Below are 25,845 nucleotides of genomic sequence, written 5' to 3' on the forward strand. Positions count from 1 at the left end.
CGACTACCGAGGGCTAGGTGGCGGCGTAGTCGTCGATCTCCTGGAGGAAGCGGTCCAGCCGGGCCGGGGTGATCCAGGAGGCCCGGAATGAGTTCTTCGCCAGCGTGACGAGCTGCGTGCGGTCGAGTCCGACGTGTTCGGCGAGGGCCACGTAATTGTCCGCGGCGTAGGCGCCGAAGTAGGCGGGGTCGTCGCTGTTGATCGTCACGGTGAGGCCGCGGCCGAGCAGGTTCACGATCTCGTCGGACTTCATCTGAGTGGTCACGAATGAATTCGACACCGGGCAGCAGGTCAGCCCGATCCCCTTGGACTTGGCCAGCTCGACCAGCCGTTCGTCCTCGACGATGTTGGTGCCGTGGTCGAGACGGTCGACGGCGATGTCCTCCAGCGCCTGCCGGATGTGCTCGATCGAATCCTGCTGGTCGATATCGCAGTGCATGGTCAGCAGGAAGCCTTCGCGGCGGGCGCGCGCGAAAACCGCCGCGAACTTGCTCGGCGGGTTGCCGCGCTCGTCGGAATCGAGTCCGACCCCGATGATCCAGTCGCGGTAGGGCAGCGCCTCCAGCAGCGTCGCCATGGCGTACTCGGCGGAGTAGTCGCGCAGGAAGCACAGGATCAGCTCGGCCGAGATGCCGAACTCGCGCCGGGCCTGCACGATGGCCGAGCGATATCCGTTGATCACGGTGGCGAACGGGACGCCGCGCCCGGTGTGCGCCTGCGGGTCGAAGAACATCTCGACATGCCGCACGCCCTGCGCGTGTGCCCTGGTCAGGTAGTCGAAGGCCAGGTCATGGAAGTCCGCGGGTTCCTGCAGTACCGCCATGGCGGGGTAGTAGACCTGAAGGAACGACGTCAGGTCATGGAACTGGTAGGTCTGCCTGATCTCGTCGACCGTCCGCTGCGGCAGCTCCATCCCGTTGCGCTGCGCCAGCTGGAACTTCAACTCGGGTTCGAGTGTCCCTTCCAAGTGCAGATGCAACTCGGCCTTGGGCAACCCGCGGACGAACGAGGCAAGATCGGACATGGGTCCATCATGCGCCTCGCGGCGTCGGCGGCATGCCGAATTCCGGTGCCGCGGGACTACATGGTGCCGGACTGTTTGAGTTCGAGGTATTCGTCGGCGAGGGCTTCGGGCAGGCGGTCGGGGGAGGCGGCGACTACGGCGATACCGGTGCGCCGCAGGGATTCCTGGACGAGGGCGCGCTCGGCGAGGATGGTTTCGGCGGCTGCGGCCGGATAGAGATCGGCACGGTCGGTGCGGCGGGCGGCGGCCGCGGCGATATCGGGATCGGTGACCGAGACGATCAGCACGCGATGGCGCTGCGCCAGGGTCGGCAGCACCGGCAGCAGGTTCTCCTCGACGGCGGCACCGTCGAGACTGGTGAACCAGACGATCAGGCTGCGCCGCCGGGTGCGCTGGATGGCGGCGCGCACCAGGCCCGCGCTGTCGGTGTCGACGAGTTCCGGGGTGACACCCGCCATCGCGTGCATCAGCTTGAGCTGCAACCCTTTTCCGCTGATGCCGCGCACCTCGGCGCGCGGTGCGCGGTCGAAGGCGAGCAGATCGACCGAGTCGCCCGCCGCCGCGGCGAGCCCGCCGAGCAGCAGCGCCGCTTCCACGGCCGCGTCCAGCCGGGTGCCGTCGCCGACCCGGCCCGCGCTGATCCGGCCGGTGTCCAGCAGCATCAGCATGTGCCGGTGGCGTTCGGGACGCCACGTGCGTACCAGCACGTCGGTCGCGCGGGCGGTGGCGCGCCAGTCGATGGCGCGCACGTCGTCACCCGCGACGTACTCGCGGAACGAATCGAACTCGGTGCCCTGCCCGCGCAGGTTGGCCACGTTACGACCCTCGAGGTGTTGCAGCCGTTTGACTTTCGAGCGCAGCAGCCGCTCGCTGCGGAACTGCGGCAGCGCGCGCACCCGGGCCGGAACCCGGCGCCGGGTCTGCGTTCCGGCGAGCCCGAGCGGGCCGATCAGCCGCACCGTCACCGCGCCGGCCACCCGGTCACCGCGCTGGGCCGGGGTGAGCGTGGTGTGCCAGCGGACCAGCGTGGCGGGCGCGAGATCCAGCCGGTGCGTGCGGTTTTCGGCGCGGGCGCTGTCGGGCCAGTCGTCCCACACGGTGCCGCGCAGCGGCTTGGCGCCGTTGTTCACCGCGACCAGTGCCACCTCGGTGGCGCGACCCAGCCGGACGGTGGTCAGCGGCGGCCGGGACAGACCGAGGTCGCCGGCCCGGCCGACGGTGCCGAGGTCGAACAGCACGGCGGCGGCCAGTACCGCGGTCGCCACGACCACGCCGATCCAGGACGGCACGACGAACGTGACGAGCAGCGCCAGCACCCCCGCGAGCGCGGCGAGGCGGCCGGTGACCACCGGCTGGGCGCGGCCGACGGAATCGGCGGGGCGGGCGCGCACCACTACACCGGAACCGGGACCGAGAGCAGCAGCGACGACATGACACCCTCGGTGGTCACGCCGTCCAGCTCCGCCTCCGGCCGCAGCTGCAACCGGTGCCGGAGTACTGCGACGGCAACGGATTTCACGTCGTCCGGGGTGACGAACCCGCGTCCGTTCAACCAGGCGAACGCGCGTGCGGCGGCCATCAGCGCGGTCGCGCCGCGGGTGGACGCGCCGTGCTGTACCGCCGGTGCCATCCGGGTGGCCCGGCAGATGTCGACGGTGTACGCGAGCACCTCGGGACTGATCGTCACGGTGCCGACGGCGGCGCGGCCCGCGGCGATATGGGCCGGACCGGCCACCGGACGCAGGCCCGCCGCGGCCAGATCGCGCGGATCGAAGCCGGCGGCGTGGCGCTGCAGGATGCGGAATTCGTCTTCCCGGCCGGGCAATTGGATGTCGACCTTGAACAGGAACCGGTCCAGTTGCGCCTCCGGCAGCGGGTAGGTGCCCTCCTGCTCGATCGGGTTCTGCGTGGCGACCACGACGAACGGGTCGGGCAGCGGCCGCGGCTTGCCGTCCACCGAAACCTGGCGCTCCTCCATCGACTCCAGCAGCGCCGACTGCGTCTTCGGGGGCGTGCGGTTGATCTCGTCGGCCAGCAGGAGATTGGTGAATACCGGCCCGTGCCGGAAGGTGAACTCGGCCGAGTGCGGATCGTAGATCTGGGAGCCGGTGACATCGCCCGGCATCAGGTCCGGGGTGAACTGCACCCTGGCGTGTTGCAGGTCCAGCGCCGTCGCCAACGCCCGGACCAGCAGCGTCTTCGCCACCCCTGGCACACCCTCGAGCAGCACGTGCCCGCGGCAGAGCAGCGCGAGCACCAGGTACATGATCGCGTTGTCGTTGCCGACCACCGCCTTGCCGATTTCGGCGCGCAGCGCGGTGAACGCCGCGCCCGCCTCTGCGGCGGTGGGGCCGTGGTTGGTGTCGGTCGGAATGGTCATTGGACCTCCAGTGTCAGGTGGGGGTTCCCGGCGGCCGGGCAAGCGTGCGGCGGCGGCTGCGGTCTCATCCGACCTCCGCCTCGAGCCATTCGAGTTGGGTGGCAACGAGTTCCAGCGTTTCCACGTCGGGCACCGGTCCGTACAGCGCGGCGCCGAGCTGCGCGGGGTCGGTGCCGGTGCGCGCGGCCAGGGCGCCGACGAGCCGGTCCGGCGAGGTATCGGCGGTCAGCCCGAGGGTCGGGCGGATCCGGCGCAGGGTGGCCCCGCGCAGTTTCGCGGCGACGTGCTCGTAGTCCTTCGACCGCCGGTACAGCGCGGCCTGTCCGGCCAGCAGTTCGTTCGCGGCGACCTCGACCGGGCGCGGTTCGCGCACCAGGGCGCCGCGCCTGCGCGCCCGCCACCAGACCACCACCGCGGCGGCGATCAGGAATTGCACCGCGCCGAAGAACACCGGTGCGGGCAGCCGCTCCCAGATCGGGTCGTCGCCCGCGCCGAAACCGGACCCGGAGCCGGACCCGCCGGACCGCGGCGGTGTCGGCGGCTTCGAGGGGGTCGGCGGATCGGGCGCGGTCGGCGCGCCGCACGATTGCAGTGCGGCGTAGAGCAGCAGCAGTAGCGCGGCGACACCGGCGAGACCGGCCCAGAACCGCGGGTCGCGCAGCAGCGCGGGCAGTGGCGGCAGTCGCCTGCGGGTGCGCGGCGCCTTCTCGCTGACCTCGACTTCGGTGGGGGTCGGCACCGGCGGCGGGGCGGCTTCGGAGAACCGGTCGGCGTATTCGAGCCTGCGGTATTCGTCCTCGGTCGCCCGGCGGCCGCCGTAGACCACCTCGTCGAAACTCTGTGCGGCGGGGTGCAATTCGGTGGCGCCGTCGCTGGGCAGCGCGATCGTGACGTCGTCGGCGGTCTCCCGGGCGGTGCGGGAGCGGCGGACCTCGAGCACACCGCGCTGCTCCAAACCGCGCAGCACGGCGCGGAAACGTTCGCGCAGCGCGGCATCGAAATCGCGGCGCTGCGCGGCCTGTTCGGCGGCCGCGCGATGGTCGGCGGCGGCGCCGAGGCGCGGGGGACCGGGCGGCTGGTCCGGGCCGGTGGCGTGCGGCGTACCGGTGTCGTGGAAGTCGGTCATCGGGCCTCGGCACCGGGCACGTGGATGTCCAAACCCTCGCGGCGGCAGCGCCGGTCGACGTAGCCGACCACCCTGGTGGCCGACTCGACGATCTCGCCGAACGCGGCGATCAGCAGCGCACCCGAGGTGAGCAGCACGATGACCGCCCAGCGCCGGGTGCCGGAGAAATCCGACAGATAGAACGGAATACCCAACAGCGGCACGCAGAGCAGCGCGAGCAGGCAGCGATGCGCGACCCACAGCCAGGTGAACTGCCAGTCCGCCCCGGCGACAAGCAGTTTCGACCGGGCCACGGCACCGCGGTGCGGGGCCTGCTCGACGAACAGCACCGGCACCGCGACGAAGCGTTTGGCGCGCAACCAGCCCAGCCAGATCACGCCGAACGGCAGCGTGACGATCAGGACGCCGGTCAGCGCGAGCACGCTCACCCCGACCAAGGTGTACAGCACCTGGAACACGAGTAGCGCTCCGGCGACCGCGCTCAGCCGCCCGAGCGCGGTGGCCGCGCCGATCGGTGCGCCCGCGATACTCCCCAGCCCGATCGCCACGGTGGTGCCGCGCAGCACGAAACGCAGCACCCACACGCATGCCGCCGTGGACAGGATCGCCGCCCACGCGGTGCCCGCGTCCGAACCGCCGGTGCGGGACGAGACGACCGCGGTGAGCGCGACGACCACGAGCTCGGCGACCACGATGCCGGGCAGGCTCAACCGCAGCAGCGCGGGCAGGTTCGCCTGGATCAGCGCGAACGGCACGTCCAGGAGTTCACGGAAGGTCATCGGACGGATCGGCACCGTCGTTCCAGGTGACCCTGGTGCCGGATCGTCTCCCGCCCCGACGGCACCGGCCGGGTCGGCAGCTGGTAGCACGGGCCGAGTGTAACCGGCGCGGCCGCGCGGTCAGCGCTGCAGCAGCCGGTCCACCACGCGGCGATAGCGGGCCGGATCGATCGGCGGCAGGCCGAGCAGGGCCCGCAGGTACACGCCGTCGCCGACCAGCCGGACGATATCGGCCTGCACCGGGTCCTCGATCTCCTGGTCCAGATCGTCGGACCAGGAATTCATCATCTCGATCAGGGCCTGCTGCACCTCGTCGACCTCCGTGCCGTTCGCGGCGTCGATGGTGCGCATGGTCGCCAGCATCGAGCGGTAGACCTCGAGCTCCACCGCTTCGTCGGCGTTGTCCGGGTCCGGGGTCTGCAGGTACCACTCGACGACCGACTGTCCCCGGTCGGTGGCGCTGGTCAGCTGCTGGGCCGCGCGTTCGGTGAGCCGCCGCACCAGGCCGGCGAGCAGCGCGTCCTTGCTCTTGAAGTGATACAGCAGGCCGCCCTTGGAGACGCCTGCGGTCGCCGCGACGTTCTCCAACGTCACGTGCGACATGCCCTTTTCCAGGAGCAGCGATTCGAGCGCGTCCAGAATCCGGTCGCGGGTATTGGCCGTCACACCGCGGAACTATACCGGCTGGACGGTAAGGTCTGTTACTGTACCGTCTGGACGGTAAGAAAACAGCGACGGAAGTCGAGAAAGTCAATGACCACCCAGACCAAGACCACCCGGCCGACCGGGTCCGAGACGCCACCCCGCGCCGGCGCGCGCGAATGGGCCGGGCTGTCCGTACTCGCGCTGGCCCTGCTGCTGCTCGCGGTCGACGCGACGGTGCTCGACCTGGCGGTGCCCGCGATCAGCGCCGACCTGGCGCCCACCACGCCGCAGCTGCTGTGGATCATCGACGTGTACTCGTTCGTGCTGGCCGGCCTGCTGGTGATGATGGGCAACCTGGGCGACCGGATCGGCCGCCGCAGGCTGCTGCTGATCGGCGCCGCGGGCTTCGGTGTCGCCTCGCTGCTCGCCGCCTGGGCGGTCTCGCCCGAGATGCTGATCGGCGCCCGGGTCCTGCAGGGTGTCGCCGGTGCGACGCTCATGCCCGCGACCCTGGGCCTGATCCGGTCGATGTTCCTCGATCCGCGGCAGCGGACCGTGGCCATCGCGGTGTGGAGCGCGATGGCGGGCGGCGGCGCGGCGGCGGGTCCGCTGCTCGGCGGCTGGCTGCTCGAGCACTTCTGGTGGGGTTCGGTGTTCCTGGTGAACCTGCCGGTGATGCTGGTGCTGATCGGCTTGGGCCCGTTCCTGATTCCGGAATCGCGGGACCCGAACCCGGGTCGCTTCGATCTGGCGAGCGCGGGGCTGTCCATGCTCGCGCTGGTGCCGATCGTCTACGCGGTGAAGGAGACGGCGGCACACGGTTTCGCGGTGACCACCACCCTGGTCGCGGTCGTCGGCGCGGTCGCAGGCGTGCTGTTCGTGCGCAGGCAGCGGACGCTGGCGCAGCCGATGCTGGACCTGAAGTTGTTCGCGCTGCCCAGGTTCCGCACCGCGGTGCTCACCAACCTGCTCGCGGTGTTCGCGCTGGCCGGCGTGCTGTTCTTCGGCTCGCAGTACCTGCAACTGGTGCTCGGCCGGACGCCGCTGCAGGCCGGATTGCTGTTGCTGCCCGGGCTCGCGGTGAGCGTGGTCGCCTCGCTCGCCGCGGCCTGGCTGGTGCGCCGGATGGCGCCGGGCCGGGTGCTCGGTGGCGCGTTGACGGTGGCCGCGATCGGTTCGGCGCTGTTCCTGTGGCTGGGTCCGGACGCGGCGACCAGCACGACGCCGTTCATCCTCGGGTTCCTGTTCATCGGCGCGGGTGTCGGTGTCGCGCTGACGGTTTCGGCGGACCTGGTGGTCAGCTCGGCGCCGGCCGAGCGGGCCGGTGCCGCGGCGGCGGTGTCGGAAACGGCGTACGAGACCGGTATCGCGCTGGGTGTCGCCATCCTCGGCAGCGTGGTGATGGCGATCTTCCGCAACGGGCTCGACCTGAGCCACGTGCCGAGCGACCAGGTCGGTGTCGCGTCCGAATCTCTGGGTGCTGCTACGGCTTTCGCCCAGCAGCTACCGGAATCGGTGGGCGGGGCCTTCCTCGCCTCGGTGCACGAGGCGTTCGTCTCCGGCATCCACTTCGCCGCCGTCGGCACGGCGTCGATCCTGCTGGTCGCCGCCTGGGTGGCGTTCCGGTTGCGCACGGCCCGGTAGTGATTCCCTTCGCACCCGCTCCGATTTTCCGGGGCGGGTGCGTTGCCGTTGTGGGCCACGTTGCGAAGACGAGTGCGCGAAGCCAGAAGTGGGTGCGGAACTACGTGGACGCCGGGCGGGCCAGCTGAGTGGGGGTGAGCCGGCCGCGCAGCGTGACGGAGTCGCCGAGCTGCCAGTGCGCCGCTTCGGCCGCGTCCGCGGCGTTCACCGTGTTCGCGGAGGCGAGCAGCAGGTCGTCCTGTTTGGCGAGTTCGCAGAGCCGGGCGGCCTCGTTGACCGCGTCGCCGATCACGGTGAACTCATAGCGTTGCCTGGCCCCGACATTGCCCGCGACCACGCGACCCGCCGCCACTCCGATCGCGGCGATGAAGTCGTTGGCGGTGGCGTCGAGGCGGCCGCGGATCGCGCGGGCACAGGCCAGCGCGGCGCCGGGGGCGTCCGAAAGTACTGCGGGCGTGCCGAAGACGGCGAGCGCGGCGTCCCCCTCGAACTTGTTGAGCAGGCCGCCGTGCGCCTCGACCTCGTCCACCACGATGTCGAAGAAGCGATTGAGGATGGCGACCATCTCGGGGGCGGGCACGGTCGCGGCCATCGTGGTCGAGCCGACGATATCGACGAACAGCGCGGCCGCTTCGCATTCCACACCGCCGAGGGTCGGGTTGCCCGCCAGCGCGGCGTCGGCCACCTCGCGCCCGACGTGCTTGCCGAACAGATCCCTGATCTGTTCGCGTTCGCGCAGGCCCTCCACCATGTGGTTGAAACCGCTTTGCAACTCGCCGAGTTCGGTGCCGTCGTACACGGTGATCGTCACCCGCAGGTCGCCGTCCTCCACTTGACGCAGGGCGCGCCGCACCCCGCGAATCGGTGCGATGGTCGCCGCCACGGTCTGCATCATCAGCAGCAGGCCGAACACCAGCGTGGCGCCGCCGAGCGAGAGCATGCAGACCGCGAGCCGGGCCGTGCTGACCGAGGAGTCGGCCAGCGCCCACACCGCGACGATCATCGACAAGGTCACCGGCACGCCCGCGCCGAGCATCCACGCGATCAGCGAGCGCACGAACACGCCCATACCCCGGCGGCGCCGCGACGGCGCGGCGTCCAGCACCCGAGCGGTCACCACGCGCAGCGCGAACTCGGCGATCAGGTAACTGTTGGCGCACACCACCACGGCGCTGAAGCCGATGCCGAGCAGGATCTTCGGGATGAGCGCGGGCTCGGCCACACCGTAGAGCGGGGTGAGCACGGCGGCACCGGAGAACCACAGCACCGCTTGCCGCACCACGAGGCGGCGCGGGACGGCGGAGGCCGCGATCTGCTCGGCCTCGGTGGGTATCTGGTCGGGATCGGTGGCCCAGCGCAGGGCGCGCAGCCCGCCGACGGTGCCCCACCAGATCCCGATCAACAGCGCCAGCGCCGTGTACAGGGGCGTCGCGATCACGTTCAGCAGCAGCAGTTCCCGGGTGAACACCGTCGGTCCGGGCAGCACGAAGCCGATCAGCGCGAACGTGACCGCCATCCCGGCCAGGTTCGCGGCCACCGTCGGCACGGTCAGCAGCAGCTGCACCCGGATCCGGCGCATCCCGGAGGATTCGTCCACGGGCCCGAGCAGCCGCGACCCGAACGCGGCCGGGGAGACGTCAGTGCGGGTCATGAGAGAAAAGCCTATTCCGGGCCATCCGCGCAGCGCAGGACCCGAGGTCCACGAGCGGCCGAGTGCGTCGACGATCGGCTGGGCCCGGGCCTCGAGGCGGGCGCAGTGGGCCGGCCGCGCAGATCGGAGTGGACGGGCATTGGCCGACGTCGCGGCCGATGCGCCGGGCGGCGTGTGCGGTCTGGTGCGGGTGCGCAGGTGCGCGTGCCGCTGCCGGATCTCCTGCCGGATCGGGCAGCGCTCGAACGCGGCGCCGTCTCGCGCCGACACCGTGCGGGCCAGGTTCGCTCGAACGCGTCGCATAGCCCCCACGGTAGGCACATCAGTGGCCGCGCGGCAGCTCGCGTTGCCCGCGACCGGGCAGTTCGTGCGTATCGCGGCCGGTCAGCTCGTCGTGCCGGGCGTTCGGCAGACCGTAGGGTTGCGCCCCCGAGTGCGCGGGCAGCGCCGAATAGCGCGGATCCTGCTGCCCGTAGTCGGCGTCCACCACGGTGGCGGCGATGCGCTGCGCGTGCACCGCTTCGGGCGAACCCGGCGCGAACTGGTAGCCGCTCGTCCCGTGCGAATCCTGGGTGTCCACCGTGACCTTGCGGGTGCGGCGCAGCGTGAAGGTGATCTCCTCGACCTCTTCGAAGGCCTGCTTGGCGGTGCGCAGCGGGTGCGTGGCGTTGTCGATCGCGGTGGCCACGAACGCGGGGACCAGCGGCCGGATCAGGCGTGCCGCGGTATCGGTGAAGGGCACCGTGCCGATCAGCGGAAGTTCCAGGCCACCACCGGTTTTGGGCGCGAGCGGCGGCGGGGCGCCCTGCGGCGCGAGGGCACCCGGGGCGACAGGGGCGGGCAGGTTCGGTGTCACGAATCCTTCGGCAGACACGGAGCTGTCCTTTCGTTCGTCAGCCGGTGCGGCTGGGAGTTCGGGTCGGCGGGCCGGTTCGGTGATACCGAATTCCACGCCGCCGACGGCCGCGATGATCCGGGTGCGCTGACGCTCCCGGTCGATGGCGGTGTCCGCCTCGACGGCGAGCCGGGCGGAGGTGAGGCGCTGTTCGGCGCGCAACTGCTCGGCCGCGGCGCGGACCTCGGCCTGCTTCACCGCGATGGCGGCCTCGGCGTCCTGATCGGCTTTGTCCCGCACGGCGAGCGCGGCGGTGGCCCGGTCGAACGAGGTGTCCCCGCGCCACCAGCGCAGCAACAGCGGCAACAGGGCGAGCGCGATCATCGAGATGATCGTCAGGATGCGCAGCGGCATGGCGCCCGCGTGCTGGGTGGTGTAGTCGTTCATCGCCTGCCAGCGCGCACCCAGACCGCGGTCGGCCGCGGTGAAGGCGGCGGATTCGGCTGCCGTCACGGCCTTTTCGGCGTCCGCGATGCGCTGGTCGGCCGGTTCGACCCGGGCCTGTGCGACGGCGAGCTGCTTGCGGGCGTCGTCGAGCATGTCGTTGGCGACCTGTGCTTCCGGCCCGCGGCCGGGCACCCGGGTGATCAACTGCTGCGGGCATTCCGGGCCCGGGTTCAGCTCACAGCGTGCGATCGTCATGGTGCGATCGATGTCGTCCTGCGCCTTGGCGATGGCCCGATCCAGCGCGGTCCGGTCGTCGCGCGCCCGGTCGAGCTGGGTGCGCGCGGTGACGACCTGCGGCGCGGAAGCAGCGTCGCGCTGGGCCCGTTCGTCCAACGTGCGGTCGACGCTGCCGCCGAAGACCACGATCGCCGCGAGTTCGGCGATCAGCCCACCGGTCAGTACGGCCAGGGCGACGCGCGCGAGCAGGCCGAGCTTGTCCGGCATCCGATCCGGCCGCGGCGTGGCCAGGGCCCGCGCGATCGCGCAGGCCGGCACCCCGACGAGCAACGCGACCGCGAGCACACCGAGTACCGGCCAGGTACCGACCGAGCCCACGGCAAAGGCCGTGACCAGCGCGGATACGATCGCGAAGAGCAGCACCACCGCGCCGGTGACGGCGTATCCGGTGCGTTCGTGGCGGTAGGCGACATCGTTGGGCTGACCCCCGCCGAGCCAGGTGAACAAGCCGGTGACGGTCATTGGGAACTCACATCCTCTTCGTCCCAGTCGATTTCGCGGACACCGCTAGCGAGCGAAACCGTCACGGTTTCGTGGTCACAGCGTGACAGGACCGTCCCCGACACACCGAGTACGAGCGGGCGTATGTGGCCAGGCTCACAAACGGTCCGAGGCGGTGTCGGCGCCGATTCACCTGCGGGTTCTACTCTCGATCGATGATCCGTTGCCAGGCGTGCCGTCTCGGGAGGTCAGCTCATGCGTATTCGTTTCGTCCGACGCACGACCACACGACGCGCGGCGCCGCGGCTGGCCACCTTGCTGGTGGTGTCGGCCGCGCTGATCATGTCCCCGCTTAGGGCGGGAGCCGACACGCCCGAGTCCCTGGATCGTCTGGTGGGCCTGGTGCTCGAGCGGTTGCAGACCGCCGACGCCGTGGCCGCGGCGAAATGGGCCGGCGCCGCTCGCACCGGCACCGAGCCCACCATCGACGATCCGGCCCGGGAGGCCGCGGTCTACGACGCGATGACCCAGCTCGGCGCCGGTCGTGACCTGCCCGAACACTGGGTGCGACAGGTGTTCTCCGGGCAGATCGAGGCCAACAAGATCGTGCAGCGCGGTCTGATCACCGGCTGGCGCTTCGATGCCACGTCCGCGCCCACCGCGCCGCCGGATCTGCTGTCGGTGCGGCCGGTGATCGATCGGGTGAACGTCGAGATCGTCGACCAGCTGGCCGCCGAACGCGGCGAGCTGACCGCGCCGGACTGCGCGGAACGGGTGGCGCGCAGCGTTTTCGGCGTGTTCACGGCGGGCCGCACGGACGCGCTGCACCAGGCGGCACTGGTGCGCGCCGCGGTGGTGCTCTGCGCCCCGCGCTGAGCGCGCCTCGTCCGGCGCCCAATTTGTGCGTGTTCGGCGAAACCGGTGCCGTGAACTGTGCGCCGGGTGCACCCTTCCACCCGAAACTTTGTGGTCCCGGGTAACGCTGGTGTGCGCCGCCGGAACGCAGCCGGCTGACGCCGTAAGACGTCGTCTTAAGTTGAACTCAACGACGAAAGCCGGATCGGCTGGCGAATATTCGGTAAAGGGTGGCCCATTCCGCAATAAGTCACGTCGATTACGGCGTAAGAGTGGATAGGTTTCGGGTCAGAAAAATGTGTCGAACACCACTGACTGGCGTTAGCTGAATATGTGCTGAAGCCCACAGCAGGCAAAAGAGGCCGAACGGTCGGATCGCATGCTTGGCTCGTCAGGAGCCTGTCGGAAATATCTCATTCACCCGGCTTCCGAGTTAGCCGCCCTTCGGTGGTTTGCCGGATGCTTCGCCGGGGAAATCATCTGCGATGCAGGTGGGAGCGTTTTTCTGACCGTTTCGCGAGGTTTGGGGCCGCTCTCCCGCGCCGACCCTGAGTAGTCGGCACCAGACGCCGCGGGATCGATCATGCGGTGCCTGCTGCTTTACACTGGACGACGCGCACACGTGGAGGACCGAATGAAGAAGCCCAGCTAGACCCAGTTATTAGTACAGCCTAAGTTGGTTGGGCCTCGGACCTGACTTATCGTTTGCTCTTACGCCGAACACAGAATGCTCGGCCCACTCGCCCGCTCGGGGCAGCTCCTGACCGGTGCTCAGCGTAGCGGGCCGGAACCCGCGCGGAGGTAAGGATCTTGTTAGAGATCCGTTACCGACGAGCACCCACTACGTCACTGAAGCGGGTGAAACAACTGGAGACGTGACTGCACGCCGAAGACCATCAGCGCGGCTGGTTTCGGAACGTACGGGCGCAGTCTTGTACGGAGGCATTCCGACGAAATAGCCCATTTCGTTTTCGTCGAACGCCCTTCTTGAAGGCAGAGGCATGATGCAACTTCCTGGCCACAGGTCACCTGGACCCGTCGGGCTCTACGACCCGGCGAACGAACACGACGCCTGCGGTGTCGCGTTCGTCGTCGACATGCACGGCCGCCGCAGCCGCGACATCGTCGACAAGGCTATTACGGCTCTGTTGAACCTGGAGCACCGTGGTGCCGCAGGCGCGGAACCCAACAGTGGTGACGGCGCAGGCATCCTGATCCAGCTTCCGGACCGCTTCTTCCGCGCGATCGTGGACTTCGAGTTGCCGCCGGAGGGCTCCTACGCCTCCGGTATCGCCTTCCTGCCGCAGGCCCGTCGCGAGGCCGCGCGCGCCGCGTACGGTGTGGAGAAGATCGTCAAGGAAGAGGGCCTCGAGGTTCTCGGCTGGCGTGCGGTGCCGATCGACGAGTCCTCGCTCGGTGCGCTCTCCCGCGACGCGATGCCCACCTTCCGGCAGATCTTCATCGGCTCGCCGCGTGGCGCGGCCGAGCAGCTGTCCGGCATGGACCTGGAGCGGCGCGCGTACGTGATCCGCAAGCGGGTCGAGCACGAACTCGGCAAGTCGGGTTCCGGCGAGGGCGCGGTCGGCAAGGAGTCGGTGTATTTCCCGAGCCTGTCCGGCCAGACCTTCGTCTACAAGGGCATGTTCACCACGCCGCAGCTGCGCGCCTTCTACCTGGACCTGCAGGACGGCCGGGTGGAATCGGCGCTCGGCATCGTGCATTCGCGCTTCTCCACCAACACTTTCCCCTCGTGGCCGCTGGCGCACCCGTTCCGCCGGGTTGCGCACAACGGCGAGATCAACACCGTCACCGGTAACGAGAACTGGATGCGGGCGCGCGAGGCGCTGCTGCGTTCGGACATCTTCGGCATCGACTCGGCGGGCAACAACCGGCTGGAGAAGATCTTCCCGGTCTGTACCCCGGGGGCGAGCGATACCGCGCGCTTCGACGAGGTGCTGGAACTGTTGCACCTCGGCGGCCGCAGCCTGCCCCACGCGGTGCTGATGATGATCCCCGAGGCGTGGGAACGCAACGAGAAGATGGATCAGCGCCGCCGCGCGTTCTACGAGTACCACTCGATGCTGATGGAGCCGTGGGACGGCCCGGCCTCGGTGTGCTTCTCCGACGGCACCGTGGTCGGCGCCGTGCTCGACCGTAACGGCCTGCGCCCCAGCCGCATCTGGGTCACCGACGACGGCCTGGTCGTGATGGCCTCCGAGGTCGGCGTGCTCGACATCGACCCGTCCAAGGTGGTCCGCAAGGTCCGACTACAACCCGGCCGCATGTTCCTGGTCGACACCTCGCAGGGCCGCATCGTCGGCGACGAGGAGCTCAAGGACCAGCTTGCGGCCGAGCACCCGTACCAGGAATGGCTGGACGCGGGTGTGACCAAGCTCGAGGACCTGCCCGACCGCCCGCACGTGCACATGTCGCACGACCGGGTACTGATCCGTCAGCAGATCTTCGGATACAGCACCGAAGAGCTGAACCTGCTGATCTCGCCGATGGCCAAGACCGGCGGCGAGGCGCTCGGCTCGATGGGCACCGATACCCCGATCGCCGTGCTCTCGGCGCGGCCCCGGCTGCTGTTCGACTACTTCTCCCAGCTGTTCGCGCAGGTCACCAACCCGCCGCTGGACGCGATCCGGGAAGAGGTGGTGACCAGCCTGCGCCGCGCGATCGGCCCCGAGGCCGACCTGATGCACCCCGGCCCGGAATCCTGCAAGCAGATCGCGATCGAATCGCCGATCATCGACAACGACCAGCTGGCCAAGCTGGTGCACATCAACGACGACGGCTCCCAGCCCGAGCTGCGGTCGGTGATCGTGCGCGGTCTGTACCCGGTCGCCAAGGGCGGCAAGGGACTTCGCAAGGCGCTCAAGGCGATCAACACCCAGGTGTCGGCCGCGATCGACGGCGGCGCCCGGATCGTCGTGCTGTCCGACCGCGAGTCCAACGAGAAGCTGGCGCCGATCCCGTCGCTGCTGCTCACCTCGTCGGTGCACCACCACCTGGTGCGCGAACGCACCCGCACCATGGTCGGCCTGGTCGTGGAGGCCGGTGACGCCCGCGAGGTGCACCACATGGCCATGCTGGTCGGCTTCGGCGCGGCCGCGATCAACCCGTACATGGCCTTCGAGACCATCGAGGACATGCTCGAGCGCGGCGCGCTCGACATGCCGGGCAGCACCGGCGATCTGGCCGCCGACTACGCCAAGGCGGTCGCCAACTACAACAAGGCCGCGAGCAAGGGCGTGCTGAAGGTGATGTCCAAGATGGGCATCTCCACGCTGGCGTCCTACACCGGCGCGCAGCTGTTCCAGGTGATCGGCCTGTCCCAGGACCTGGCCGACGAATACTTCACCGGTCTGCGCTCGCACCTGGACGGCATCGGGCTCGATGACATCGCGGCCGACGTCGCCCAGCGGCACCGGCTCGCGTTCCTGGAGAACCGCAACGAGCGCGCGCACCGCGAGCTCGAGGTCGGCGGCGAATACCAGTGGCGGCGTGAGGGTGAATACCACCTGTTCAACCCGGACACCGTGTTCAAGCTGCAGCACGCGACCCGCTCCGGCCAGTACTCGATCTTCAAGGAGTACACCAAGCTGGTCGACGACCAGTCCGAGCGGCTCGCCTCGCTGCGCGGCCTGTTCAAGTTCAAGAAGGAGCGCGCGTCGATCTCGATCGACGAGGTCGAGCCCGCCTCGGAGATCGTGAAGCGGTTCTCCACCGGCGCAATGAGTTACGGCTCCATTTCGGCCGAGGCGCACGAGACCCTGGCGATCGCGATGAACCGCCTCGGCGGCCGGTCGAACTCGGGTGAGGGCGGCGAGTCGCCCGCGCGCTTCGAGCCGGAGGAGAACGGCGACTGGCGGCGCAGCGCGATCAAGCAGGTGGCCTCCGGCCGCTTCGGCGTGACCGCGCACTACCTGACCAACTGCACCGATATCCAGATCAAGATGGCGCAGGGCGCCAAGCCCGGCGAGGGCGGCCAGCTGCCCGCGCACAAGGTGTACCCGTGGGTCGCCGAGGTGCGGCACTCCACGCCGGGCGTCGGCCTGATCTCGCCGCCGCCGCACCACGACATCTACTCGATCGAGGATCTGGCGCAGCTGATCCACGACCTGAAGAACGCGAACCCGCAGGCGCGGATTCACGTGAAACTTGTTGCGGAGCCCGGTGTCGGCACGGTCGCGGCCGGTGTGTCCAAGGCGCACGCGGACGTCGTGCTGATCTCCGGGCACGACGGCGGCACCGGCGCCTCGCCGCTTACCTCGCTCAAGCACGCGGGCGGCCCCTGGGAGCTCGGCCTGGCCGAGACCCAGCAGACGTTGCTGCTCAACGGACTTCGCGACCGCATCGTCGTGCAGGTGGACGGGCAGATGAAGACCGGCCGCGACGTGATGATCGCCGCGCTGCTCGGTGCCGAGGAATACGGTTTCGCCACAGCGCCTTTGGTGGTGTCGGGCTGCATCATGATGCGGGTCTGCCACCTCGACACCTGCCCCGTGGGTGTCGCCACGCAGAACCCGGTGCTGCGCGAACGCTTCACCGGCAAGCCGGAATTCGTCGAGAACTTCATGCTGTTCATCGCCGAAGAGGTCCGGGAACTGCTGGCGCAGTTGGGCTTCCGCACGCTGGACGAGGCCATCGGCCGGGTCGACCTGCTCGACACCGCCAAGGCCAAGCAGCACTTCAAGGCCAACAAGCTGGACCTGTCGCCGATCCTGGACAACGTCGAGACCGCGTTCATGTACCAGGACCGGCGCTGCACCAAGACCCAGGACCACGGCCTGGACAAGGCGCTGGACCAGCAGCTGATCACGCAGAGCCGGGACGCGCTCGAGCGCGGCCAGGCGGTGAAGTTCGAAACCAAGATCACGAACGTGAACCGCACCGTCGGCACCATGCTCGGCCACGAGGTGACCAAGCTCTACGGTGGCGCGGGCCTGCCCGACGACACCATCGACATCACCTTCACCGGCTCGGCGGGCAACAGCTTCGGCGCCTTCGTGCCCGCGGGCATCACGCTGCGCGTGCAGGGTGACGCGAACGACTATGTCGGCAAGGGACTTTCCGGTGGCCACCTGGTGGTGCGCCCGTCGCTCGACGCGCCGGACGGCTTCAAGCCGGAAGAGAACATCATCGCGGGCAACGTGATCCTGTTCGGTGCCACCAACGGGCACGCGTTCATCAGCGGTGTGGTCGGCGAGCGGTTCGCCGTGCGCAACTCCGGCGCCACCGCGGTGGTCGAGGGCGTCGGCGATCACGGCTGCGAGTACATGACCGGTGGCCGCGTGGTCATCCTCGGCGAGACCGGCCGCAACTTCGGTGCGGGCATGTCCGGCGGTGTCGCGTTCGTCTACAACCCGGACGGCACCTTCGAGGACAAGCTCAACCCCGAGCAGGCCGACGCCGTCGAACAGCTCTCCGGTGACGACTTCACCTGGCTGCGCGACGTCGTCACCGAGCACCGCGACCAGACCGGATCGGCTGTCGCCGAACGCATCCTGGGCGACTGGTCGCAGCAGGTGAACCACTTCGTGAAGGTCATGCCGCGCGAATACAAGAAGGTACTGCTCGCCATCTCCGAGGCGGAGAAGGCCGGCAAGGACGTCGACGAGGCGATCATGGAGGCGGCACGTGGCTGACACGCGACGCATCCAACAGCTGAGTCCACTGTCCACAGGCAAGATTACGGAGGCCGAACGTGGCTGACGCACAAGGTTTTTTGAAGCACACCAAGCGGGAACTGCCGACGCGTCGACCCGTGCCGCTGCGGCTGATGGACTGGAAAGAGGTCTACGAGGAGGGTTTCGCGCACGAGACCCTGCAGCGTCAGGCCAGCCGGTGCATGGACTGCGGTATCCCGTTCTGCCACAACGGTTGCCCGCTGGGCAACCTGATCCCCGAGTGGAACGACCTGGTCTACAAGGGACAGTGGCGCGAGGGCATCGATCGGCTGCACGCCACCAACAACTTTCCGGAGTTCACCGGGCGGTTGTGCCCGGCGCCGTGTGAGGCGTCCTGTGTCCTGGGTATCAACCAGGACCCGGTGACGATCAAGCAGGTCGAGGTCGAGCTCATCGAGAACGCCTTCGACGAGGGCTGGGTGACCCCGGTCTACCCGACCCGGTTGACCGGTAAGCGGATCGCGGTCGTCGGCTCCGGTCCCGCGGGACTCGCCGCGGCACAGCAGCTCACCCGTGCCGGGCACACCGTGACCGTGTTCGAGCGGGCCGACCGCATCGGCGGCTTGCTGCGCTACGGCATCCCGGAATTCAAGATGGAGAAGCGCTTCATCGACCGCCGGATGGCGCAGATGGAGGCCGAGGGCACCATCTTCAAGACCGGCGTGAACGTCGGTGTCGACATCACCGCCGAGCAGCTGCGCGAGCAGTTCGACTCGATCGTGCTGGCCGGCGGCGCGACCATCGCGCGTGACCTGCCGATCCCCGGACGCGAGCTGGACGGCATCCATCAGGCCATGGAGTTCCTGCCGTGGGCCAACCGGGTGCAGCTGGGCGACGACGTCACCGATGCCGACGGCCTGCCGCCCATCCACGCGAAGGGCAAGAAGGTCGTCATCATCGGTGGCGGTGACACCGGTGCCGACTGCCTCGGCACCTCGCACCGGCAGGGCGCCGAGAGCATCCACCAGTTCGAGATCATGCCGCGCCCGCCGGAGGAGCGCGCTTCCTCCACTCCGTGGCCCACCTACCCGCTGATGTACCGGGTGTCCTCGGCGCACGAGGAGGGCGGCGAGCGGGTGTTCTCCGTCAACACCGAGCGTTTCGTCGGCGCGGACGGCAAGGTCACCGGCCTGCAGGCGCACGAGGTGACGATGGTCAACGGCCGCTTCGAGAAGGTCGACGGCACCGACTTCACCCTCGAGGCCGATCTCGTGCTGCTCGCCATGGGCTTCACCGGTCCCGAAAAGCGCGGCCTGCTCGAAGAACTCGGCGTCGGCTACGACCAGCGCGGCAACGTCCAGCGCGACAAGGGCTGGTCGACCAACATCCCCGGCGTGTTCGTCGCGGGCGATATGGGCCGCGGCCAGTCCCTCATCGTCTGGGCCATCGCGGAGGGTCGCGCCGCGGCCGCCGCGGTGGACCGCTTCCTGGAGGGTGAGACGGCGCTTCCCGCCCCGATCACCCCCAGCATGGTCGCCCAGCGATGATCTGAACCCCTCTCTTACCGGAGCGGAAAAAGGCGTCTGTGGACTTCGGTCCGCAGACGCCTTTGTTCTTTGCGTCGTCGCGGTACTGCGACGCGACACGCGCGTTTGCGGAATTCGACGCCGGGCGTTCGGCGTCGCTGGGCGAGACACGGCGCGATGATTCTCTGGGCGATTGCTAGCCTGCGTTCTCCGGGCCTCGGTTCGCGTCTGATCGGCATCGGTCTGTGTGCGTTCACATCGGTGGTCGGTGTTGTCAGCGCTCTGATTGCTGAAAGATTGCGGATATTCGCGAGTGGCGGATTACCGGCTGATCAGGGCGGTTGGTGCCGGGATGTGGTGCGGAGCTGCGGGTTTGGGCATCGGACGGAAATCGGACATCGGACGCGGGTCGGGATGGCGCCGGGCGCTCGCGACCTTTATTGTGATCCCGGCACGTTGCTGATCTTGGGATGTGGGTTCGCCGGACAGCAGCGTTCGGATCGCCGGGTGGCTCGAGTTAACCCAGCGTGCACTGGAAAGTCACTCCTGCGGTCCAGCATTGGTGCGCAACTTGTCGGGATGCCCAGGGCGGGCATGGGTTTGGACTGGAGCGGTATGCAGTTGAAGAAGGTTGTCGCGGCTCTCGGTGCATCCGCGACGGTATTGTCCGGCTTGGTGTTCGGCAGCGGATCGGTGAGTGCCGACCCGGGCTGCCCCAGCCTGTACGTGGTGGCGATCCCCGGCACCTGGGAGACCGGCAAGGACAAGAAGCCGCAGCCCGGCATGCTCGCCGGTGTCACGCGGAACCTGCCGAGCTCCACCGACGTCGACTACGTGACCTACGCCGCGACCGCGTTCCCTTGGGAGGGTGAGGTTTACGGCAACTCGAAGAAGGAAGCCACCGACCGCGCGCGCGGCCTGATCACCGATATGGCGAAGTCCTGTGGCGCCACCAAGATCGCGCTCGTCGGCTACAGCCAGGGCGCGGACGCGGCGGGCGACCTCGCCGCCGAGATCGGCACCGGGCTCGGCCCCATTCCGGCCGACCGGGTCGCGGGCGTCGGCCTGATCTCCGATCCGCGTCGCTCGCCCACCGACGTCCAGGTCGGCGCGCCCGCGCCCGGCGCAGGCGCCGGCGGCCCCCGGGTCGGCGGCTTCGGCTGGCTGAGCGATCGCACCCGCACCATCTGCGCGCTGGATGACCTGTACTGTGCGACCGCGCCGGACGACTTCGTCACCCGGTTCGCGGGCTTCATGGCGCAGGCCTCGGACATGAACCCGGCCAACATGTGGCGGTACCAGATCGAGGCGGGCAACATCATGACCGACCTGTTCGCGCACGGCGGGGTGCCCGCGCTGCAGGCCCAGCTCACCGAATCGGCGAACGAGCAGCGCGCCAAGGACCTGGAGCGGTTCTACAAGTCGCAGGCGCACACGCTGTACGGCAGCTACCCGGTCGGCGGCGGGCAGACCGCCACGTCCTGGATGCACAACTGGATCGCCGGCATGGCCTGATCCACGGCAGCCGAACGAAGGCCCACCTCCCTCGCGGAGGTGGGCCTTCGTCGTCGCGGGACTACTCGGGATCAGCTACTGCCCGCGGAGCCGCTCGGCGGGCGGACGTGCAGGGTCCGCGGACCGGGATCGTCCTTGTGGATGCGCGGACCGTGCCGTCCCGGCCCGTCCCGGTACTCCACCCGCGGCCCGCCCTGATCGCCGCCGGGCAACCAGCCGGGTCCGCCGCGCGGATGTGCGCTGATATCGGTGCCTTCCGGGTCGGCCTGGGTCAGCTGGATGGCCGCGGGGTCCGGCGTCTCGGCCGATGCGGTCGCGGCGAGCGCGCCGAGCGGCAGGGCGATCAATGCCCCTGCCACCGCGACCCGGGTGACCCGGCGACGCAGCGGCGTCGATGTTCTGCTGAGCAACGGAATTCCTTTCTCTCGGACCATGAGCCGCTGGTGTGGCGGCTCACCGGTCCCATCCAAGGTTCCGTCGCTGGGGTGCGGGTGTGACGTCCCTGCCAATCGGCTGTGAACCCGACAATCAGGACTTGATGTTGCGCGGCAGCAGATCCCACACGTGCCCGTTCTCGTTGATCGTCGCTGCGGTGCGACGGCCGTTGCGGGAGAACAGGATTCGAGTGATCGAGCAGTAGTCGATCGGGAAGGTCAGCGGCCGTTCCAGGCCGAGTATCTGCTGCAGCAGCACGTTGATCACACCACCGTGGGTGAACGCGAGCACGGTGTCGGCCGGGTCGGTGGCGGCCGCGATCTCGGCGACCGCGTCCAGCACCCGGGACTTGAACGCGGTCCCGTCGATCTGCGGCGGAAAATGCCCGGCCTTGATCTGCTCGTAGACGGCGCGGAACTCGACCTTGGCGTCCTCGATCGGAATGTAGGCGGGCAGATCCCGATCGTATTCGGCCAGATCGTCGATCACCTCGACGTCGAGCCCCAGCTTCGCCGCCGTCGGCCCGGCGGTGTCCCGCGCCCGCCGCTGCGGACTGCTCACCACCCGCGCCACCCGATGCTGACTCAACGCCGCCGGCACCCGCTCCGCCTGCTCCACCCCGACCGCCGCCAGCTCAGGATCAGCCGCCCCCACGGCATTCACGATCCGCACCGGCTGCCCATGACGAACAAGAATCAACTGCACAGCCCCACTCTGCCCCATCAGGGACTGCCCCTTCGACATCGACATTGATCTGTCGGATATCGAGCGGCTCTAGGGGACTGCAGCAGACGGCGAACGGCCCGGTTCGTGCCCCCACGAACCGGGCCGTTCGGCGGTTCCGAGCTACTGCTTCTTCTTGCGCTTCATCAGGAGGTAGACGCCGAGGACGATGAGGGCGACCACGAGCAGGCAGCAGATGCCGCCGAAGATCAGGCCGCCGCTGCTGCGCTTCTTCTTGCGGGCCGCGAGCTCGAGCACCTCCGGGCTCGCCCAGACGCTGTGGTCCACGAGGGCCATATTGGTCAGCAGGTCAAGGTACATATCTGAACCCCATTTCGTGTCACGGTCCCCTCCCGGGCCGAAGGTTCTCGGCCGCTCCGGTTCGAATTCTCAAGGGTAGCTGTCCGATTCGTCCGCTGGGTTCCGTTCGCCGAATCAGCGCGGTTTCACCAGCGGGAACGGGAGTGTCTCGCGGATGCTGCGCCCCGTGATCAGCATGACCACCCGGTCGACGCCGAGCCCGAGCCCGCCGGTCGGCGGCATCGCGTGCTCGAGGGCCTGCAGGAAGTCCTCGTCGAGTTCCATCGCCTCCGGATCGCCGTTGGCGGCGAGCATGGATTGTTCGGTGAGCCTGCGTCGCTGCTCCACCGGATCGGTGAGTTCGCTGTAGGCGGTGCCGAGTTCGACGCCCCAGGCGACCAGGTCCCAGCGTTCGGTGACTCCGGCGATGCTGCGGTGCGCGCGGGTCAGCGGGGACACCGAGGTGGGGAAGTCGATGTAGAAGGTCGGCGCCTCGGTGCGCGCTTCGACCAGGTGCTCGTACATTTCCAGCACCACCTGGCCCGCGTCCCAGCCGTGCTGATAGGGCACCTCGGCCTTGTCGCACAGTTCGCGCAGCAGCTCGACCTCGGTGGCCGGGGTGATCTCGGTGCCGAGTGCCTCGGACACCGCGCCGTGCACCGTTTTGACCGCCCACTCGCCGGAGATGTCGACCTGCTCGAACGAGCCGTCGTCCTGCGGCCGCAACGCCACCATCGCACCGTTGGCCGCGACGGCGGCGTTCTGGATGAGTTCGCGGGCGGCGTGCATCATCCGCTCGTAGTCGCTGTGCGCCTCGTAGGCCTCGAGGATGGTGAACTCGGGATTGTGGCTGAAGTCGACGCCCTCGTTGCGGAAGGTGCGGCCGATCTCGAAAACCTTCTCCATGCCGCCGACGCAGAGCCGCTTCAGGTACAGCTCGGGCGCGATCCGCAGGTACAGATCGAGGTCGTAGGCGTTGATGTGGGTGAGGAACGGGGTGGCGTTGGCGCCGCCGTGCACCTGCTGCAGGATCGGCGTCTCCACCTCGAGGTAGCCCCAGCCGTTGAACGTGTCGCGTAGCGAACGGACCACCGCGCTGCGTTTGGCGAGCACCTCGCGGGTTTCGGCGTTGATCGCCATGTCGACGTAGCGCTGCCGCACTCGCGCCTCGGGATCGGACAGGCCCTTCCACTTGTCCGGCAAGGGATGCAGGCATTTGCCGAGCATCCGCCAGTCCGCCGCGAGCAGCGAGAGCTCGCCGCGGCGGCTGCGCCCGATCTGCCCGCTGACCTCGATCAGGTCACCGAGGTCGAAGAATTCGGTGAATTCGGCGCTGCGTTCGGCGCCGACCCGGTCCCGATCGATCACCAGCTGGATGTCGTCGGTCCAGTCACGCAGCACGGCGAAGATCACGCCGCCGTAGTCGCGGATGCGCAGCAGCCTGCCGCACACCCGGACCGTGGTGCCGCGCGGCGATTGCCGGGCGCCCGCGACGCTGTGGGTCGGCGGGTAGGCGACCGGGTATGCCTCGACACCGGAGGCGGTGAGCCGGTCCAGCTTGTCCATCCGCACCCGCACCTGTTCGGGCCGGCGCGGCAGCAGTTCCTGTCCCTCGACCTGGTCGAGGTCGGGCGGGCTGCCGTCGGCGTGCAGGCCGGTCATGCTCGCGGGCGCCGCGCTGTGCGAGCCGGTGTGGGTGATCGTGTCCGGTTCTTTCCCGAACCGCGGCAGGAAGCCCTCGGCGAGCGCGCTGGCCACCGCGACCCGCGGCAGTTGCCTGCGCTCCTCGAACAGGAAAAACCTTGGTACCCAATGCGGCTGGTATTTCACGTTGGAGCGGTACAGCGCCTCCAGCTGCCACCATCGCGAAAAGAACAGCAGCACACCGCGCCACATGCGCAGCACCGGCCCGGCGCCGATCCGCCCGCCCTCCTCGAACACCGAGCGGAACACGGCGAAGTTCAACGAGATCTTGGTGACGCCGTGCTGTTCGGAGTTCAGTGCGAGCTGCGAGATCATCAGCTCCATCACGCCGTTCGGACCGTTCGGGTCGCGGCGCATCAGCTCCAGCGAGACCCCGGTGCGGCCCCACGGGACCAGCGACAGCATGCCGAGCACGCGATCCTGTCCGTTCACCGCTTCGACCAGGAGGCAGTCGGCGTCCAGCGGATCGCCGAGCCGGCCGAGCGCCATCGAGAAACCGCGCTCGGTCTCGGTGTCGCGCCAGGCGTCGGCACGCGCGATCACGGCGCGGAACTCCTCGGCCGGGATATCGCGGTGCCGCCGGATCCGCACGGTGATGCCGTGCTTGCGCAATCGATTCGCGGCCTGGCGCACCGGTTTCATCTCCGGGCCCGCCAGCGAGAACGTCCTGGTATCCAGGATGGCTTCGTCGCCGAGCCGGATCACCGAGAGGCCCGCGCGCTGGTAGGCCGTGGCGCCGAGTTCGCTCGCGCCCATCACCGCGGGCGCCCAGCCGAATTGGTCGGCCAGCCGCAGCCAGGCGTCGATCGCCTGCGGCCAGGCCTCGCGGATGCCGACCGGGTCGCCGCTGGCCAGGCACACGCCCAGCTCGACCCGATAGGTGAGGGCCGCCTTGCCGCTGGGCGCGAACACCACCGCCTTGTCCCGGCGGGTCGCGAAGTAGCCGAGCGAATCCTCGACGTCGGAGCGTTCCAGCAGGCCGCGGATCGCGGATTCGTCGGTGCCGGTCATCGCGTTCGCCGCGCGCTGGGAGCGCAGCAGGATGATCACCGCGGCCAGCAGTGCGATCGCGCCGAACAGACCGAGCAGGAAGTTCACGAACGGGCGCGGATGCCCGTCGAAGCGTTCGTTGTCCACCAGCACCGCGGCGGTCACCCGGTACAGCGCCCAGCCGGGCCGCTGCGCGCCCTGCGGCAGCGATCCGGGGAACAATTCGACCAGGCCCCAGCCGAGCAGGAAACCGACCGTCAGGCCGCCGGCGAGCACGCCGAGCGCCTTCCAGCCCGCGCCGCGGCGCACCTTCGTGTAGAACTCACGCCACGCCGCGACCAGCACACCGATCACCGCGAGGTGCACGATCATCGCGACCAGCGCGTTGACATCGCCGGTGTCCGCGAAATCCAGGCCCTCGGCCAGGGCGTACAGCGACACGTAACCGAGCAGCAACCACCACGCGATCCGCTTCCGGCTGGCCAGCGCCCCGGCGAGCAGGCCGACGATCAGCGCCCACATCAGGTTCGTGTCCGGCGCGTCGAAGTAGTAGTTGTCGATGTAGTGCCGGGGCACCTGCGTGAGGTAGCGCAGGGTGGGTGAGAGGCTCCAGAGGAAACACGCGACCGCGAACACCCCGAGCACTAGACCCGCGATATGCGGGACCTCGGCCAGCCTGCCGTGCCCGCGATGCGGCACAGGCGGGGTCGGTCTGTCGGCTGGCGGTTCGATCAGGTGTTGCCGGGCTTGCGTGGTGGTCACCGAACCAGTGTGTACGGTGCCGCCGTCCGGGTGCTCGAAGACCTACCGGGCATGTCGGTTATCGGCGAGTCGCACACGCGTGTCCGCGGCCGGTACGGGGGCTGGCGTTCACCGATTTCGGGTGCAAGGTAAG

The 25,845-nt window shown here is 69.1% G+C and carries 17 protein-coding genes; 5 read left to right on the forward strand and 12 right to left on the reverse strand.

Annotation, left to right across the window (positions count from 1 at the left end; genetic code table 11):
* Positions 1 to 13: 13 nt before the first annotated feature.
* The 6 genes from add to O3I_RS00240 all read right to left on the reverse strand — a co-directional run bounded on the left by add (position 14) and on the right by O3I_RS00240 (position 5,975).
* Positions 14 to 1,024: an adenosine deaminase gene (gene add / locus O3I_RS00215; protein ID WP_014980870.1), complete on the reverse strand. Its 1,011-nt coding sequence runs from the start codon at positions 1,022 to 1,024 to the stop codon at positions 14 to 16.
* Positions 1,025 to 1,080: 56 nt separating this feature from the next.
* Entirely contained in the window at positions 1,081 to 2,415 is a 1,335-nt protein-coding gene (locus O3I_RS00220; protein ID WP_237748226.1) for a DUF58 domain-containing protein, read from the reverse strand.
* A 2-nt stretch (positions 2,416 to 2,417) separates the two neighbouring features.
* A complete protein-coding gene (locus O3I_RS00225) occupies positions 2,418 to 3,404 on the reverse strand; it encodes an AAA family ATPase (RefSeq protein WP_014980872.1) in 987 nt (328 codons plus the stop codon).
* A 64-nt stretch (positions 3,405 to 3,468) separates the two neighbouring features.
* Complete coding sequence (locus O3I_RS42275) at positions 3,469 to 4,530, reverse strand: DUF4129 domain-containing protein (RefSeq protein ID WP_014980873.1); 1,062 nt, start codon at positions 4,528 to 4,530, stop codon at positions 3,469 to 3,471.
* Entirely contained in the window at positions 4,527 to 5,399 is an 873-nt protein-coding gene (locus O3I_RS00235; protein WP_237748227.1) for a hypothetical protein, read from the reverse strand. Before O3I_RS00235 ends, O3I_RS42275 begins: the two co-directional genes overlap by 4 nt.
* Positions 5,400 to 5,429: 30 nt before the next feature.
* On the reverse strand, positions 5,430 to 5,975 hold the full coding sequence (locus tag O3I_RS00240; RefSeq protein WP_014980875.1) for a TetR/AcrR family transcriptional regulator: 546 nt from the start codon (positions 5,973 to 5,975) through the stop codon (positions 5,430 to 5,432).
* 87 nt (positions 5,976 to 6,062) lie between these two features.
* On the opposite strand from O3I_RS00240, the gene O3I_RS00245 reads away from it, so the two are divergent.
* Positions 6,063 to 7,598, forward strand: coding sequence for an MFS transporter (locus O3I_RS00245; RefSeq protein WP_014980876.1), 1,536 nt, complete (start codon positions 6,063 to 6,065; stop codon positions 7,596 to 7,598).
* Positions 7,599 to 7,698: 100 nt separating this feature from the next.
* Here O3I_RS00245 and O3I_RS00250 read toward each other — a convergent pair whose 3' ends face one another.
* Positions 7,699 to 9,249: an adenylate/guanylate cyclase domain-containing protein gene (locus tag O3I_RS00250; protein ID WP_014980877.1), complete on the reverse strand. Its 1,551-nt coding sequence runs from the start codon at positions 9,247 to 9,249 to the stop codon at positions 7,699 to 7,701.
* A 322-nt stretch (positions 9,250 to 9,571) separates the two neighbouring features.
* Entirely contained in the window at positions 9,572 to 11,290 is a 1,719-nt protein-coding gene (locus O3I_RS00255) for a DUF4407 domain-containing protein (RefSeq protein ID WP_014980878.1), read from the reverse strand.
* A 234-nt stretch (positions 11,291 to 11,524) separates the two neighbouring features.
* Here O3I_RS00255 and aroQ point away from each other — a divergent pair, with 234 nt between their 5' ends.
* The 4 genes from aroQ to O3I_RS00275 all read left to right on the forward strand — a co-directional run bounded on the left by aroQ (position 11,525) and on the right by O3I_RS00275 (position 20,798).
* Complete coding sequence (aroQ, locus tag O3I_RS00260; protein WP_014980879.1) at positions 11,525 to 12,145, forward strand: gamma subclass chorismate mutase AroQ; 621 nt, start codon at positions 11,525 to 11,527, stop codon at positions 12,143 to 12,145.
* Between the two features lie 980 nt (positions 12,146 to 13,125).
* A complete protein-coding gene (gltB, locus tag O3I_RS00265; RefSeq protein WP_014980880.1) occupies positions 13,126 to 17,775 on the forward strand; it encodes a glutamate synthase large subunit in 4,650 nt (1,549 codons plus the stop codon).
* Between the two features lie 59 nt (positions 17,776 to 17,834).
* Positions 17,835 to 19,304, forward strand: coding sequence for a glutamate synthase subunit beta (locus tag O3I_RS00270; protein WP_014980881.1), 1,470 nt, complete (start codon positions 17,835 to 17,837; stop codon positions 19,302 to 19,304).
* A gap of 594 nt (positions 19,305 to 19,898) precedes the next feature.
* A complete protein-coding gene (locus O3I_RS00275; RefSeq protein ID WP_141691668.1) occupies positions 19,899 to 20,798 on the forward strand; it encodes a cutinase family protein in 900 nt (299 codons plus the stop codon).
* A 71-nt stretch (positions 20,799 to 20,869) separates the two neighbouring features.
* Here the strand turns inward: O3I_RS00275 and O3I_RS00280 are convergent, their stop codons facing one another.
* The 4 genes from O3I_RS00280 to lysX all read right to left on the reverse strand — a co-directional run bounded on the left by O3I_RS00280 (position 20,870) and on the right by lysX (position 25,712).
* The gene (locus O3I_RS00280) at positions 20,870 to 21,208 is read right to left on the reverse strand and encodes a hypothetical protein (protein ID WP_141691654.1); all 339 of its coding nucleotides are present in this window, start codon (positions 21,206 to 21,208) and stop codon (positions 20,870 to 20,872) included.
* A gap of 118 nt (positions 21,209 to 21,326) precedes the next feature.
* Positions 21,327 to 21,938: a histidine phosphatase family protein gene (locus tag O3I_RS00285; RefSeq protein ID WP_041562315.1), complete on the reverse strand. Its 612-nt coding sequence runs from the start codon at positions 21,936 to 21,938 to the stop codon at positions 21,327 to 21,329.
* Positions 21,939 to 22,079: 141 nt separating this feature from the next.
* A complete protein-coding gene (locus tag O3I_RS00290; RefSeq protein ID WP_014980885.1) occupies positions 22,080 to 22,277 on the reverse strand; it encodes a hypothetical protein in 198 nt (65 codons plus the stop codon).
* A gap of 114 nt (positions 22,278 to 22,391) precedes the next feature.
* Positions 22,392 to 25,712 (reverse strand): bifunctional lysylphosphatidylglycerol synthetase/lysine--tRNA ligase LysX, encoded by a 3,321-nt coding sequence (gene lysX, locus O3I_RS00295; protein WP_014980886.1) that lies wholly within the window; start codon positions 25,710 to 25,712, stop codon positions 22,392 to 22,394.
* Positions 25,713 to 25,845 lie beyond the last annotated feature (133 nt).

Origin of the sequence: Nocardia brasiliensis ATCC 700358 (assembly GCF_000250675.2) — a bacterium.
In the GTDB taxonomy this organism is placed as follows: domain Bacteria; phylum Actinomycetota; class Actinomycetes; order Mycobacteriales; family Mycobacteriaceae; genus Nocardia; species Nocardia brasiliensis_B.

What these genes read in the sequence shown, in the direction of transcription:
- add (WP_014980870.1), bottom strand. Translation starts at nt 1,024, where the DNA reads ATGTCCGATCTTGCCTCGTTCGTCCGCGGGTTGCCCAAGGCCGAGTTG.
- O3I_RS00225 (WP_014980872.1), bottom strand. Translation starts at nt 3,404, where the DNA reads ATGACCATTCCGACCGACACCAACCACGGCCCCACCGCCGCAGAGGCG.
- O3I_RS42275 (WP_014980873.1), bottom strand. Translation starts at nt 4,530, where the DNA reads ATGACCGACTTCCACGACACCGGTACGCCGCACGCCACCGGCCCGGAC.
- O3I_RS00245 (WP_014980876.1), top strand. Translation starts at nt 6,063, where the DNA reads ATGACCACCCAGACCAAGACCACCCGGCCGACCGGGTCCGAGACGCCA.
- O3I_RS00250 (WP_014980877.1), bottom strand. Translation starts at nt 9,249, where the DNA reads ATGACCCGCACTGACGTCTCCCCGGCCGCGTTCGGGTCGCGGCTGCTC.
- O3I_RS00255 (WP_014980878.1), bottom strand. Translation starts at nt 11,290, where the DNA reads ATGACCGTCACCGGCTTGTTCACCTGGCTCGGCGGGGGTCAGCCCAAC.
- aroQ (WP_014980879.1), top strand. Translation starts at nt 11,525, where the DNA reads ATGCGTATTCGTTTCGTCCGACGCACGACCACACGACGCGCGGCGCCG.
- gltB (WP_014980880.1), top strand. Translation starts at nt 13,126, where the DNA reads ATGATGCAACTTCCTGGCCACAGGTCACCTGGACCCGTCGGGCTCTAC.
- O3I_RS00275 (WP_141691668.1), top strand. Translation starts at nt 19,899, where the DNA reads ATGCAGTTGAAGAAGGTTGTCGCGGCTCTCGGTGCATCCGCGACGGTA.
- O3I_RS00290 (WP_014980885.1), bottom strand. Translation starts at nt 22,277, where the DNA reads ATGTACCTTGACCTGCTGACCAATATGGCCCTCGTGGACCACAGCGTC.